Origin of the sequence: Aeromonas sp. QDB23 (assembly GCF_027707745.1) — a bacterium.
Classification (GTDB): Bacteria; Pseudomonadota; Gammaproteobacteria; order Enterobacterales; family Aeromonadaceae; genus Aeromonas; species Aeromonas allosaccharophila.
Genome location: NZ_JAPCJA010000029.1, coordinates 44,025 through 58,081, shown reverse-complemented (window position 1 = coordinate 58,081; position 14,057 = coordinate 44,025). Strand labels below are relative to the sequence as shown.

Annotated in this window: 12 protein-coding genes, 2 tRNA genes and 1 pseudogene; 8 read left to right on the top strand and 7 right to left on the bottom strand. The window is 59.3% G+C overall.

From position 1 onward, the window contains the following. From dctA to hemA, 7 genes are all read right to left on the bottom strand, one after another. Positions 1–993: C4-dicarboxylate transporter DctA (gene dctA, locus PG888_RS13495; protein WP_270815795.1), on the bottom strand; the 993-nt coding region annotated here is incomplete at its 3' end. Between the two features lie 303 nt (positions 994–1,296). Beyond that, complete coding sequence (gene kdsA, locus PG888_RS13490; protein WP_042061312.1) at positions 1,297–2,151, bottom strand: 3-deoxy-8-phosphooctulonate synthase; 855 nt, start codon at positions 2,149–2,151, stop codon at positions 1,297–1,299. Positions 2,152–2,248: 97 nt separating this feature from the next. Continuing rightward, entirely contained in the window at positions 2,249–3,049 is an 801-nt protein-coding gene (locus tag PG888_RS13485; protein ID WP_058054291.1) for a SirB1 family protein, read from the bottom strand. Between the two features lie 12 nt (positions 3,050–3,061). Then, entirely contained in the window at positions 3,062–3,445 is a 384-nt protein-coding gene (locus PG888_RS13480) for a SirB2 family protein (protein WP_005334939.1), read from the bottom strand. Positions 3,446–3,501: 56 nt separating this feature from the next. Then, the gene (gene prmC, locus PG888_RS13475; RefSeq protein ID WP_182938015.1) at positions 3,502–4,353 is read right to left on the bottom strand and encodes a peptide chain release factor N(5)-glutamine methyltransferase; all 852 of its coding nucleotides are present in this window, start codon (positions 4,351–4,353) and stop codon (positions 3,502–3,504) included. Between the two features lie 61 nt (positions 4,354–4,414). Further along, the gene (gene prfA / locus PG888_RS13470) at positions 4,415–5,503 is read right to left on the bottom strand and encodes a peptide chain release factor 1 (RefSeq protein ID WP_182938016.1); all 1,089 of its coding nucleotides are present in this window, start codon (positions 5,501–5,503) and stop codon (positions 4,415–4,417) included. A gap of 51 nt (positions 5,504–5,554) precedes the next feature. Beyond that, complete coding sequence (gene hemA, locus PG888_RS13465; protein ID WP_075114198.1) at positions 5,555–6,814, bottom strand: glutamyl-tRNA reductase; 1,260 nt, start codon at positions 6,812–6,814, stop codon at positions 5,555–5,557. Between the two features lie 126 nt (positions 6,815–6,940). On the opposite strand from hemA, the gene lolB reads away from it, so the two are divergent. The 8 genes and pseudogenes from lolB (at position 6,941) to PG888_RS13425 (ending at position 14,055) form a co-directional block, all read left to right on the top strand. Beyond that, positions 6,941–7,519 carry a lipoprotein insertase outer membrane protein LolB gene (gene lolB / locus PG888_RS13460; RefSeq protein WP_042061300.1) on the top strand — a complete coding sequence of 193 codons (579 nt, stop codon included), beginning with the start codon at positions 6,941–6,943 and terminating at the stop codon, positions 7,517–7,519. Continuing rightward, a pseudogene (gene ispE, locus PG888_RS13455) lies at positions 7,519–8,389 on the top strand (4-(cytidine 5'-diphospho)-2-C-methyl-D-erythritol kinase). The gene lolB and the pseudogene ispE overlap by 1 nt, the downstream one beginning before the upstream one ends. Continuing rightward, positions 8,369–8,443, top strand: a tRNA-Gln gene (locus PG888_RS13450). Before ispE ends, PG888_RS13450 begins: the two are co-directional and overlap by 21 nt. A 199-nt stretch (positions 8,444–8,642) precedes the next feature. Further along, positions 8,643–9,590: a ribose-phosphate pyrophosphokinase gene (locus PG888_RS13445; RefSeq protein ID WP_005330162.1), complete on the top strand. Its 948-nt coding sequence runs from the start codon at positions 8,643–8,645 to the stop codon at positions 9,588–9,590. 116 nt (positions 9,591–9,706) lie between these two features. Further along, positions 9,707–11,695, top strand: coding sequence for a bifunctional metallophosphatase/5'-nucleotidase (locus tag PG888_RS13440; protein ID WP_182938018.1), 1,989 nt, complete (start codon positions 9,707–9,709; stop codon positions 11,693–11,695). 244 nt (positions 11,696–11,939) lie between these two features. After that, positions 11,940–12,536 (top strand): aminoacyl-tRNA hydrolase, encoded by a 597-nt coding sequence (gene pth / locus PG888_RS13435; protein WP_042061295.1) that lies wholly within the window; start codon positions 11,940–11,942, stop codon positions 12,534–12,536. A 116-nt stretch (positions 12,537–12,652) separates the two neighbouring features. Beyond that, positions 12,653–13,744, top strand: a complete 1,092-nt coding sequence (ychF, locus tag PG888_RS13430) for a redox-regulated ATPase YchF (protein WP_058054284.1) — start codon at positions 12,653–12,655, stop codon at positions 13,742–13,744. 234 nt (positions 13,745–13,978) lie between these two features. Next, a tRNA-Met gene (locus PG888_RS13425) sits at positions 13,979–14,055 on the top strand. Positions 14,056–14,057 lie beyond the last annotated feature (2 nt).

Below are 14,057 nucleotides of genomic sequence, written 5' to 3'. Positions count from 1 at the left end.
AGTGATCTGATGGAACAGATCCAGCGGGGTATTGGTGGCCTGCGCGATAAAAATCGCCGCCATGGTCAGATAGATGGAGGTGCCATCCAGGTTAAAGGAGTACCCGGTCGGAATGACCAGCCCCACCACCGATTTCTGGCAACCCAGCTTCTCCATTTTGTCCAGCATCCGCGGCAGTACCGACTCGGAAGAGGAGGTCCCCAGCACGATCAGCAGCTCCTCACGAATGTAGGAGATGAAACGCAGGATGCTGAAGCCTGAGGCTTTGGCGATGCTGCCCAGCACGATGAAGATAAAGAAGAGGCAGGTAAGATAGAAGCAGGCAATAAGCTGTCCCAGCTGTACCAGTGAACCTACCCCATATTTACCGATGGTAAATGCCATTGCCCCGAATGCACCGATCGGCGCCAGTCTCATTATCATGTTGATAATACCAAATATGACTTTGGAGAAACTGTCGATGACGCCGAAAATAACCTGTCCCTTTTCGCCAATATGATGCAGGGAAAAACCGAACAGCACCGCAAACAACAATACCTGCAAGATATTGCCGCTGACAAAGGCACCGATCACGCTGCCCGGAATAATATCCAGCAAAAAGGCGATAATGCCCTGTGACTTTGCCTGCTCCGCATAGGCGGAGATGGCGCTGGCATCCAGCGCGGCCGGATCGATGTTCATTCCTCCCCCCGGCTGCAACAGGTTGACCACGCACAACCCGATGATGAGGGCGATGGTACTGACCACCTCGAAGTAGATCAGGGCAATGGCGCCGGTTTTGCCGACCGCCTTCATGCTCTCCATCCCGGCAATACCGGTCACTACAGTACAGAAAATAACGGGGGCGATAATCATCTTGATCAATTTGACAAAGCCATCGCCGAGGGGTTTCATATTGGCGCCCAGTTCCGGATAGACATGCCCCAGAAATACCCCAAGGGTAATCGCGAGCAATACCTGGAAATAAAGGCTGCTAAATACTTTCTTGTGCATGATTAACGTCCTGTTAATTAATTGACATCTCATATGGTAGAAATCGGCATGCACTGAGCCGTCACGAGAAAATATCTTTCTCTCGCCAGCATCATGCTATTTCATCATCGCAACAGCGCCACTTTCACACGTTATAAGAAGCAATTAAGAGACATTAATCACACAACCAATTTAACATCATTAACACCACGATAACCATGATATATTGGTCATTGATTTATTTAAGACCTCAATGAAAACATTCCGGATATAAAAATGCCCCGCATAGCGGGGCACTTGGCATCACGAAACCGGTACCGTGGATCAGACGGAGGTATCGAGGGGGTCAAAGCCCTTGATCAGGTCATCGATGGCCTTCATCTGCTTGAGGAAGCCTTCCAGCTTCTCCAGCGGCAGGGCGCTCGGGCCATCGCAGCGGGCAATTTTCGGATCCGGGTGGGATTCGATAAAGAGACCGGCCAGACCGACCGCCATACCGGCGCGCGCCAGCTCGGTCACCTGCTCGCGACGACCACCGGAGGCCGCACCCAGCGGATCACGGCACTGCAGGGAGTGGGTCACGTCAAAGATCACCGGATAGCCGCCAGTGCTCTTCTTCATCACCCCCAGACCCAGCATGTCCACCACCAGGTTGTCGTAGCCGAAGTTGGCACCGCGCTCGCACAGGATCAGCTGATCGTTGCCGCACTCCTCGAACTTGTCGGTGATGTTCTTCATCTGGCTTGGGCTGAGGAACTGCGGCTTCTTGATGTTGATGACGTTGCCGGTACGGGCCATGGCTTCCACCAGATCGGTCTGGCGTGCAAGGAAGGCGGGCAGCTGGATAACGTCAACCACTTCGGCGACCGGCTTGGCCTGATGGGGCTCGTGCAGATCGGAGATCACCGGCATGCCGAAGGTCGCTTTCAGCTCCTGGAAAATCTTCATCCCCTCTTCCAGACCCGGACCGCGGTAGGAGTGGATGGAGGAGCGGTTGGCCTTGTCCCAGCTCGCCTTGAAGACAAACGGGATGCCCAGCTTGCTGGTCACTTCCACGTATTTCTCGCACACCGCCATCGCCATGTCGCGGGATTCCAGCACGTTCATGCCGCCAAACAGCACGAACGGTTTGTCGTTGGCTACGTCGATCTGGTTGATCTTGATATTCTTCTGTTCCATCTAAGACATCCTTAATGAAAGGGCCTGAAGCCAAGTTAGTCCGTTGCAGCCGGGCGCAGCGGCCTTGATATTCTTCTGTTTCAGTTTCAAGCCGCCCTTAATGGAGGGGCTTGGGGCTCAGATCCAGCGCGGCCAGCTGCACTTTCAGCACATCGGCGACCGGATCGTCCGGGCATTGTTCAATAAAATATTCAAAATCGTCGGCGGCCTGGCGCGGGCAGTCGAGCTGCTCGTAGATAAAGCCGCGATCCCGCGTCTCCAAGGGATCGCCGGGCTTCATCCGCAGCAACAGCTCGCTGCAGCGCAGCGCCTCGGGCATGCGATCTTCCCGCAGCAGGGCACCCTTGCTGACGTTGAGCAGCCGTTCGATGATCTCCCACTGGCCGGAGGGCTGCAGGTAGTCGGGGGTCAGGGTCGCCAAGTCACCCAGCGCGCCGCGCAGCAGCAACTCGATGCGGGCCAGACTCAGCTCGTCGCCGGTAAAGGGATCGACATAGACCTCCCCCTCGCCACCGGCAAAGCTCACCAGGAAGTGACCGGGGAAGCAGATCCCCTCCACATCGAGCCCGAGCTTGCGCCCCAGCTGGATGATGAGAATGCCGAGGCTGACCGGGATCCCCTTGCGCTGTACCAGCACCTGATTGAGATCGCAGTTGTTGGCCGAGAAGTAGTCCTGCCAGTCGCCATGAAAGCCGAGGCTGTGGTAGAAGCCTTGCAGCAACTGCTGACGCACCTCGTCGCAGGTGCCCTCTTCGATCTGCTCGTCCAGCCACTCGTCCAGCAGGTTCAGCTCGCGGATCCCCTCCTCGGCCGAGCCATAAATCTCGTCGCTGACAGACAACGCCAGCTCGGTGATGTCGTGGGCTTCGAAATCGGTCCATTCGTCTATGTGTAACATTCTCTTCATGCCTTAGCCGAACACACTCGTCTGTTTGAGCACTGCCAACTTGGCAATAAAGTAGATCCAGCCGAGCGCCCCCAGAAAGGAGCACCAGCGCACCAGATTGCTTTTGGCCAGCCGCAGCGCCATCGCCGCCAGAAATACCAGCACCAGAATGGCCATCAGCTTTTCGCTGAGCCAGGGCGTTCCGTTATTGAGCGGGTTGAGATCCAGCACCATGCAGAGCAATACGCCGGAGAGCACCACCAGACCATTGAGCCAGCCGCTGACCTTCATCACCGGCGCGCTGTAGGCACGGCCAGTGGCGGTCTGCACCCAGTAGAAGCGGAGCATAAACATCAGCACGGCCCCGGCAATCAGGGTGAGGTGCAGGTGCTTGAGCACAAAAACCATATTCAATCCTTGCATGGGGGCGCACAGGCAACCCCCCGTGTAACAGTGAGGGAACGTCAGCGCAGCGGGCAGAGGCCCAGCGTCACCCTGTCGTTATCCCCATAATCGCGTACCGTGGCTACCTCGCGGTAGCCGCTATCGCGCAGCAATTGACGCACCGCCTCCCCCTGATCCCAGCCATGCTCCAGCAGCAACCAGCCATCGGTCAGCAGATAAGCGGGGGCGTGGGCCACGATGTGGCGGATATCGGCCAGCCCGGCGTCATCGGCAACCAGCGCCGAGCGGGGTTCAAAGCGCACGTCACCCTGCTCGAGATGGGGATCGGCGCCATCAATATAGGGGGGATTGGAGACAATCACCGCAAATCGTGGCGTCTTGTCGCGATCCGGCTCGCCCAGTGGCTCGAACCAGCTACCATCGCGCACCTCGATCGGCAATCCCAGCGCAGCGCTGTTTTCGCGGGCCAGTGCTGCGGCATCGGCCATCCGATCCACCGCCCACACCTCGATCTCGGGTCGCTCGGACTTGAGCGCCAATGCGATGGCGCCGGTGCCGGTGCCCAGATCCAGCACGGCGCACGGCCCTTGCGGGATTTTGGTCAACGCCTGCTCGACCAGCACCTCGGTATCGGGGCGCGGGATCAGGGTCGCCGGGCTCACCTTGAGCGGCAGCGACCAGAACTCCCGCTCTCCCACCAGATGGGCGATGGGTTCGCCATTGAGACGACGGGCCAGCCACTCCTGCAGGGTGGCCTGCTGGGCGGCATCCAGCTCGCGCTCTGGCCAGGTCATCAGATAGCTGCGACGACAATCGAGCAGATGGCAGAGCAGCACATCGGCGTCGGCGCGGGGGGATTCCCCCTCTGCCAGCACAGCCATGATATGGGCGCGGGCCTGCTGGATCTGCATCAGTGCCACTCTACCTTATGGGCAGCACACTTAATGCGAGCTTGCCGGATCACCATTTGCATCAGTTGTTCTCGGCCAGCGAGGCGAGCTGATCGGCCTGATACTCCTGCACCAGCGGGGTGATGATGCAGTCCAGATCCCCTTCCAAAATTTCGGAGAGGCGATACAGGGTGAGGTTGATACGGTGCTCGGAGAGACGGCCCTGCGGATAGTTGTAGGTACGAATGCGCTCGGAGCGATCACCGGAGCCCACCAGATTGCGGCGGGTGCTCTGCTCGGCGGCGCGGTGGCGCTCATCCTCAGCCGCTTGCAGGCGGGCGGAGAGCACCGACATCGCCTTGGCGCGGTTCTTGTGCTGGGAGCGCTCGTCCTGACACTCCACCACCAGACCGGTCGGCAGGTGGGTGATGCGAATGGCCGAGTCGGTCTTGTTGACGTGCTGACCACCGGCACCGGAGGCGCGGAAGGTGTCGATCTTCAAGTCAGAGGGGTTGATCTCGATCTGCTCGGCTTCCGGCACTTCCGGCAGCACGGCGACGGTACAGGCGGAGGTGTGCACCCGGCCCTGGGATTCGGTCTCCGGCACCCGCTGCACCCGGTGACCACCGGATTCAAACTTGAGGCGGCCATAGACGCGCTCGCCGTCGATCTTGGCGATCACCTCCTTGTAGCCACCGTATTCACCGTCGTTGCAACTGACGATGGAGACGCGCCAGCCCTGACGCTCGGCAAACCGTGAATACATGCGGAACAGGTCACCGGCAAAGATGGCCGCTTCATCGCCACCGGCACCGGCGCGGATCTCCAGATAGCAGTTGTTGTCATCCTTGGGGTCCTTGGGCAGCAACATCAGTTGCAGCTCCTGCTCCAGCGCCTCCAGATTGGCCTTGGCGAGCGGCAGCTCCTCCTGCGCCATCTCGCGCAGGTCGGCATCGTCCTCTTCCAGCATCATCTGGGTAGTATCCAGATCATCCTGAGCCTGACGGTAACGCTGGAAGGCGTGAACGATATCTTCCAGCTGGGCATATTCGCGGGTCAGGGCGCGGTAGCGATCCTGATCCGAGACCACGTCCGGCTCGCCGAGCATGGCCTGTACTTCTTCGTGGCGCTCGATGAGGCCTTCCAGCTTTCTGATCAGTGACGGATTCATAACTCTTGCATTCTCAATGGAGGACGGGACAACCGGCAGGTTGCCCGAAAATTATGGCTCTTGCGACAACCCCAGCGCCTGCCGCAAGCGGGAGAGCTCGCTCTGATCCCCCTGGGAAGCAGCCTGGCGCAACGCCTGGGTCGGCGCGTGGATCAATTTGTTGGTGAGGCGATGGGCCATCGCCTTGAGCGCCTGTTCGGCACTCTCGCCCTGTGCCAGTGCCAGCAGGGCCCGTTGCAGCTCTTCGTCAGCCACTTGCTGGGACTGATGGCGATAGTCGCGAATGAGGTCGACCGAGCTCTGGCCGCGATACCAGCCCATAAACTCGTCGCGCTCTTCCTGCACGATCACTTCCGCCTGCGCAGCGGCCCGTTTACGGGTTTCGAGGTTCTGCTCGATGATCCCCTGCAGATCATCCACCGTGTAGAGATAGGCATCGGAGAGCTCATCGACTTCCGCCTCGATATCGCGCGGCACGGCAATATCCACCAGAAACATCGGCTTGAAGCGGCGGGCCTTGAGGGCGCGCTCCACCATCCCCTTGCCGATGATGGGCAACGGACTCGCCGTCGAGCTGATGACGATATCCGCCTCGTGCAGATAGTCGGGGATCTCTTCCAGCGTCATCACTTGGGCGCCGAATTCGGTCGCCAGGGTCTGGGCGCGCTGCAAGGTGCGGTTGGCCACCATCATCTTGGTGACGTTCTGCTCGCGCAGATGACGGGCCACCAGTTCGATGGTCTCCCCCGCCCCGACCAGCAGTACCTTGGTCTGGGAGAGATCGGAGAAGATCCGCCGACCCAGACTGACGGCGGCAAACGCCACCGACACGGCACTGGCGCCAATCTCGGTATCGGTGCGCACTCTTTTCGCCACCGAGAAGGATTTCTGGAACAGTCGCTCCAGCGTCCCCTTGAGGGATTCAGACTGCTGGGCGTGGGCGTAGGATTGTTTGATCTGCCCCAGGATCTGCGGCTCTCCCAGCACCAGCGAGTCCAGCCCGCACGCCACCCGCATCAGGTGGCGCACCGCCTCTTCGTCGTGATGCTGATAGATGGCGGTGACCAATTCAGCCGCGTCCAACCCGTGGAACTGCTGCAGCCAGCGCAGTACCTGCTCCTGCCGTTCCCCGTCCAGATTGCAATAGAGTTCGGTCCGGTTGCAGGTGGAGACGATCACCGCCTCGCTGACACCGGGTTGGCTCACCAGCTCACGCAAGGCGCGATCGATGCAGTCCGGGCCAAAGGCGACCCGTTCCCGCAAGGCGACACTGGCGGTGTTGTGGTTGATTCCGAGGGCAAGCAAACTCATGAGTGGGCGACGATCATTTCATACGCTGGGTGCAAAGGCTGCCAATTGTACGAGAAAGGGTAAGTCTTTAAAAGCAATACGGCCGCCCCGTATACTGTGGCAAATTCCTCTCTCTGGAGCCGTCTCTTGCTGCTACGTATTTTTACCCTCACCTGCCTGCTGTTGCTGGCCGGTTGTGCCACCACCCAGCCCCAGCGTGACCAGGTGAACTGGAACCAGGAGCGGACCCGTCTCGAGCAGCTGACCCACTGGCAGCTGTCCGGCAAGATGGCCATCATCACCCCCCAGCAAAAGGGCAGCGCCCGCCTCAACTGGCAGCAGGATGGCGAGGATTATCGCCTCAACCTCACCAGCCTGATTGGCACCAGCATTCTGGAGCTCTCTCGCAGCAAGGGGGAGATCACCCTGCTCGATAGCGACGGCAATCGCCACCAGAGCCAGGACGCCGAAGCGCTGATCTATCAGCTCACCGGCTGGAATATTCCGGTCGCCGGATTGCCGGAGTGGATCAAGGGGCTGCCGGGTCAGGCGGAGTTTGAACTCAACCCCGACAGCAGTCTGGCCAGCGTGCGCGATGGCCAGTGGCAGATCGTCTATGGCGATTATCGGGATCAGGATGGCTACCGCCTGCCGCACCTGCTGACCATGACCGGCCAGAACAGCCGCCTCAAGCTTCAGATCAACCAATGGACTCTTGCACGTTAATGGCTTCCACACGCTGGCCGGCACCGGCCAAACTCAACCTGTTTTTACACGTCAATGGCCGTCGTCCCGATGGCTATCACGAGCTGCAGACCCTGTTTATCTTCCTCAACCACAGCGACTGGCTCGAGTTCGAGGTGATTCAGGGTAGCGACACTCTCACCCTGAGCCCGGCCATTCCCGGCGTGCCGGATGAGCAGAATCTGATTATCCGCGCCGCCCGCCTGCTGCAGGCAACACTGCCGAGCCCGCAAGGTGCCCATATCCGGCTGGAGAAAGTGCTGCCCATGGGGGGTGGCATTGGCGGCGGATCGTCCGATGCGGCAACTACGCTAGTCGCGCTTAACCACCTCTGGCAAGCGGGTTTGAGTGAGGACGAACTCGCAGCGCTCGGCGTCCAGCTGGGTGCCGATGTGCCGGTGTTTGTCCGTGGCAAGGCGGCCTTTGCCGAAGGGGTGGGCGAGCGGTTGCAACCGGTCGAACTACCCGATGCCTGGTATCTGGTGCTCAAGCCCGATTGCCATGTGGCGACTGCGGCCGTATTCCAGGATCCGGACCTGCCCAGAGCCACGCCGAAAATGGCGTTGGACAACCTGCTGGAAGGTGAGTGGAAAAACGATTGCGAATCACTGGTGAAAAAGCGCCACCCCGAGGTTGCCAATGCGCTCGGCTGGTTGCTAGAATACGCGCCGTCAAGAATGACGGGCACAGGAGCCTGCGTCTTTGCTCAATTTGAAGACGAAGTGACTGCTCGGGAAGTGTTGGCCTGCGTGCCGGAGGGACTTGATGGGTTTGTCGCCAAGGGCGAGAACATATCACCTCTCTTCTCCACATTGCAACAGTTCAAATGATTGGGGTATCGCCAAGCGGTAAGGCAGCGGGTTTTGATCTCGCCATTCCTAGGTTCGAATCCTAGTACCCCAGCCAATTCTACCGAACAGCATTGATGATGATTAACGTGGCCGGTTTTGCACTCGGCCACGGATTCGGGTTACCGGTATCATCACAATCATTCATTGGGCAGCAGACGCCTTGTACGTTATCTTGATAAATCGTTTGCCCCAAAACGATAGGGTCTGATTTCAGACTCCCCCACATACTGGATGCAACCCCGAGGTTTCAAACCGTGCCTGACATGAAGCTGTTTGCTGGTAACGCAACGCCGGAACTAGCCCAGAAGATCGCAGATCGCCTGTTTATCAAACTCGGCAATGCTGCCGTAGGTCGCTTTAGCGACGGCGAGATCAGCGTACAGATCAATGAGAATGTACGTGGTGGCGATATCTTCATCATTCAATCCACCTGTGCCCCGACCAACGACAATTTGATGGAATTGATCGTCATGGTAGATGCACTGCGTCGTGCTTCAGCTGGCCGTATCACTGCCGTTATCCCCTACTTTGGTTATGCCCGTCAGGACCGCCGCGTCCGCTCCGCCCGTGTACCTATCACCGCCAAGGTTGTCGCTGACTTCCTCTCCAGCGTGGGTGTGGATCGCGTGCTGACCGTTGACCTGCATGCCGAGCAAATTCAAGGTTTCTTCGACGTTCCGGTAGACAACGTGTTCGGTAGCCCGGTGCTGCTGGAAGACATGAAGGCCAAGAACCTCGAGTCTCCTGTCGTCGTCTCCCCGGACATCGGTGGCGTAGTGCGTGCCCGCGCTATCGCCAAGCTGCTGGATGACACCGACATCGCCATCATCGACAAGCGCCGTCCCCGCCCGAACGTCTCCCAGGTCATGCACCTGATCGGTGACGTTGCCGGCCGCGACTGCGTCATTGTTGATGACATGATCGACACCGGCGGCACCCTGTGCAAAGCCGCAGAAGCCCTGAAAGAGCGCGGCGCCAAGCGAGTATTCGCTTACGCCACTCACCCGGTCTTCTCCGGCACTGCCGTCGAGAACATCAAGAACTCGGTGATCGATGAACTGATCATCACCGACTCCATCCCGCTCACTGCGGAGATGAAAGCGATTGGCAAAGTCAAACAGCTGACCCTGTCGACTGTACTGGCCGAAGCCATTCGTCGCATCAGCAACGAAGAGTCCATCTCTGCCATGTTTGAGCATTGATAGATTCAGCAATAACGAAAACCGCCATCAGGCGGTTTTCGTCTTTCTGGACCATCTCTTTCCAACTTTCTGCTATCTGGTACGACCCTGCCCCCGGCAGGCTTAAGGATTTACCCATGAATTGCTTGCGTCCCCTCCTGCTCGCGACCCTCACCTGCGCCCTGTTCGCCTGTCAGCCCGTCAAAGAGAACCCGCCCTTCGTGCTGACCCTGGCGCACATGAACGACACCCACTCCCAGTTTGATCCGGTCAATGCCGAGATCAAAGGGCAGATCTTTGCCCCGCAGGGGGAGACGGACACCCTCTATACCCGCTTTGGCGGTTATCCGCGCCTGCTGACCATGGCGAAAGCCTATCAGGCCGATGCGCTGGCCAAGAACCAGCCCTTGCTGCTGCTGCACGGCGGCGATGCCTGGCAGGGCAGCGGTTACTTCAAGCTCAACGAGGGGATGGCCAACGCCGAGTTGCTGAGCCAGTTCGGCCTCGATGCCATGGCGCTGGGCAACCACGAGTTCGATCTGGACAACCAGAAGCTGGCCCGCTTCATCGAGGGGGTCAACTTCCCGGTGCTGGCCGCCAACCTCGACACCAAGGCCGATCCGGCCCTCAGCAAGGCAGACAACCTCAAGCCCTTCGTGGTCTACGCCTTTGACGGCAACCAGAAGAGCCCGGTCACCGACATCAATAATCTGCCGCAAGGCAAACAGCTGGTCGCCGTCGTCGGTCTGGTGCTGGAAGACATGGGCAATATTGCCCCCAACGTCGGCAAGCTGCGCTTTGGCAAGGAGGTCGCCTCGGCTCAGGCCACGGTCGACATGCTGCAAGCCAAAGGGATCCATCAGATCGTCGCCCTGACCCACATTGGCAACGAGCGGGATCTGGCGCTGGCGGCCAAGGTGAACGGCCTCGATGCCATCGTCGGTGGCCACTCCCACAGCCTGCTCGGCGATTTTCGCAATATCGGTTGGGGCAAGACCGGCGATTACGCCAAGCTGGTGACCAATCCGGATGGCATCGGCAAGACTTGCGTGGTGCAGGCGGGCTCCTATGCCCAGGCCATCGGTCTGGCGCAGGTGACCTTTGACAGCCACGGTCAGGTGACCGACTGCCAGGGCCACAACAGCCTGCTGGCCAGCCGCGACTTCTTCGCCGATGCGGCGCGCAAGCAGGCGCTCGATGACGCCCGCAGCAAAGAGGCGAGCCAGTTTATCGACAACCAGCCCAATCTGGTGACCGTGGATGAAGATCCGCGCCTGCGCGGCATCATCGACAGCCATTACAAACCGGCGCTGGAGCAAGCCTACGGCCCGGTGATCGGCACCATTCCCGAGCAACTGCAAAATGCCCGTCGCCCCGGCGACAACGGCAGCGACAGCCACGGCTCGGATGTGGCGCCGCTGGTTGCCGAAGGGGAGTTCTACTGGGCCAATACGCCAGCAGTGCAAGCCCTGACCGGCGGGCCGGTCGACTTCGCCCTGCTAGCGGTGGGCGGCGTGCGTGCCGAACTGCCCGCTGGCGAATGGCGCGAGGGGGATAGTGCCCTCACCCTGCTGCCGTTCAAGAACCAGCTTTCGGTGCTGACCCTGACCGGCGCCGAGGTGCGCGCCCTGCTGAGCGAAACCATCACCGCCACCCTGCCCGCCAGCGCCCATGCCGGCAAGTTCCCCTACGGTGGCCACCTGCGTTACACCTTCCAGGAGACCGACGCAGGCAAGACGGGCACCCTGACCCAATTGCAGCGCAAGACCGCAAGCGGCGAGTGGCAGGATCTGGTTGATAACCAGCACTATCGGGTAGTGATGAACGCCTACAGCGCCAACGGCAACGATGGCTGGCAGGCACTGGCCAATGCCCAGCACCACCAGAGCGAGCGGGTCGACATCGCCAGCGTCAATGGCAAGCTGACCGCCTTCCCGGTGCTGAAAGTGACACAAAACGGCGAGCTGCTGAGCGCCGTCTATGCCCCGGGTCAGGCCCTCGATTGCAAGGCCAGCGGCGTGGATTGTGGCACCGATGCGGCCTCCTTCGTGGAGTATGTGCGCGATGCCCGCCCCACCCTGACCGCGCTGGATGAAGAGACAGTCACCCTGCTGCGCGCCAAATAACGGCTGTAGTCAACCAGGCACAGTCTATCGGTAAGCTGAAACGGGCCTCATGCAAGAGGCCCGTTTACCCACTGTTAGCCACCCATTAGCCGCACCTATTAGCCGCACCTATTAGCCGCAATAATGGGGCAAATTCCGCCATAACATGAGCATTGGTTGAGTGATCGCCACTCGGCGGCTAGAATATTGCGTCCTATTGCCCTGGGTAGTGTGCCCACGGCAGCTGCGAGTGAAGACATCAAGCGTGACAAGCGAAATCAAACTGATCGTCGGACTGGGCAACCCCGGCCCGGAATATGCCAAGACCCGCCACAACGCGGGCGCCTGGTATGTGGAGCAACTGGCCCGCTGGCACAATGTCAGCCTGCGTGAAGAACCCAAATTCTTCGGCCATACTGCCCGCATTCTGGTCGAGGGGCAGGATGTGCGGCTGCTCATCCCGAACACCTATATGAACCTCTCTGGCAAGGCGGTGGCCGCACTGGCGCGTTTTTATCAGATTGAGCCGGAAGCAATGCTGGTTGCCCATGACGAACTGGATCTGCCGCCAGGCATCGCCAAGTTCAAGCAAGGGGGTGGTCATGGCGGCCATAACGGCCTCAAGGACATCATCGCCAAGATGGGCAACAACAATAACTTTTTCCGGCTGCGTCTCGGGATCGGCCATCCCGGCAGCAAAGAGCAGGTGGCAGGCTTCGTCCTGACCAAGGCTCCCAGCAGTGAACAGAGCCTGATCGACGCCGCACTGGACGAGTCCCTGCGCGCCACCGATATCCTGTTCAAACAAGATATGACCAAGGCCATGAATCGGCTGCACAGCTTCAAGGCTGAAAAGGTATAGGTCGGTTTGACCCTGTACGGGCATTGTGCCGGTGCATGAACAACGACCAGAACAAGCATGACATGGGCCGCCTGCGGGCGACCCTCAACAGCATCCATCAAGTAAGGTAACAATCCATGGGTTTTAAATGCGGTATCGTGGGCCTGCCCAATGTAGGCAAATCCACCCTGTTCAACGCGCTGACCAAGGCCGGTATCGAAGCCGCCAACTTCCCGTTCTGCACCATCGAGCCGAACACCGGTGTGGTCCCGATGCCGGATCCCCGCCTCGATCAGCTGGCTGCCATCATCAATCCGCAGCGCGTTGTGCCGACCACCATGGAATTCGTCGACATCGCAGGCCTGGTTGCCGGCGCCTCCAAGGGTGAAGGTCTGGGCAACCAGTTCCTGGCCAACATCCGTGAAACCGAAGCGATCGGCCACGTGGTGCGCTGCTTCGATGACGAGAACATCATTCACGTTGCCGGCAAGGTCTCCCCTGCTGACGATATCGAAGTGATCAACACCGAGCTGGCCCTGTCGGATCTGGACGCCTGTGAGCGCGCCATTCACCGCCAGTCCAAGCGCGCCAAAGGCGGCGACAAGGATGCCAAGCTGGAAGTGGAAGTGCTGGAGAAGATCCGCGTCGCGCTGGAAAACGGTCAGATGATCCGTGGTCTGAAGCTGGATAAAGAAGAGCTGGCCGCCGTGAGCCACCTCAACTTCCTGACCCTGAAGCCCACCATGTATATCGCCAACGTGGCGGAAGATGGCTTCGAGAACAACCCCTACCTCGACAAGGTGCGTGAAATCGCCGCCGCCGAGAACGCTGTAGTGGTGGTGGTCTGCTGCGCCATTGAAGCGGACATCGCCGAGCTGGACGACGAAGATCGCGCCGAGTTCATGGCTGACCTTGGCATCGAAGAGCCGGGCCTGAACCGGGTTATCCGCTCCGGTTACGAGCTGCTCAACCTGCAGACCTACTTCACCGCCGGTGTGAAAGAAGTGCGTGCCTGGACCATCCCGGTCGGTGCCACTGCCCCGCAAGCGGCTGGCAAGATCCACACCGACTTTGAAAAAGGCTTTATTCGCGCCCAAACCATCGCCTTTGAAGACTTTATCACCTACAAGGGTGAGCAAGGCGCCAAGGAAGCGGGCAAGATGCGCGCCGAAGGGAAAGAGTACATCGTCAAAGATGGCGATATCATGAACTTCCTGTTCAACGTCTAATCCCATGACAGGCCAGCATTTGCTGGCCTGTTTTTTATCTGTCATTGCCCGGGCAATGATGGCAATGTCTTAAAAAAAACCAGATTGTTGGGCTTTTGCGCAACAGAGGCCAATAACTGGTCAAACGCACTCAAATTGCGTTTTTCTGGCAAAAAAAGGGTTGACGCCCCAGAGCCAGATACGCATAATTCGGCCCGCACGGTGACGAGGCAACGACTCATCGGAAGCAAGGTTGGCTATGTAGCTCAGTTGGTTAGAGCATCGCACTCATAATGCGGGGGTCACAGGTTCGAATCCCGTCATAGCCACCATT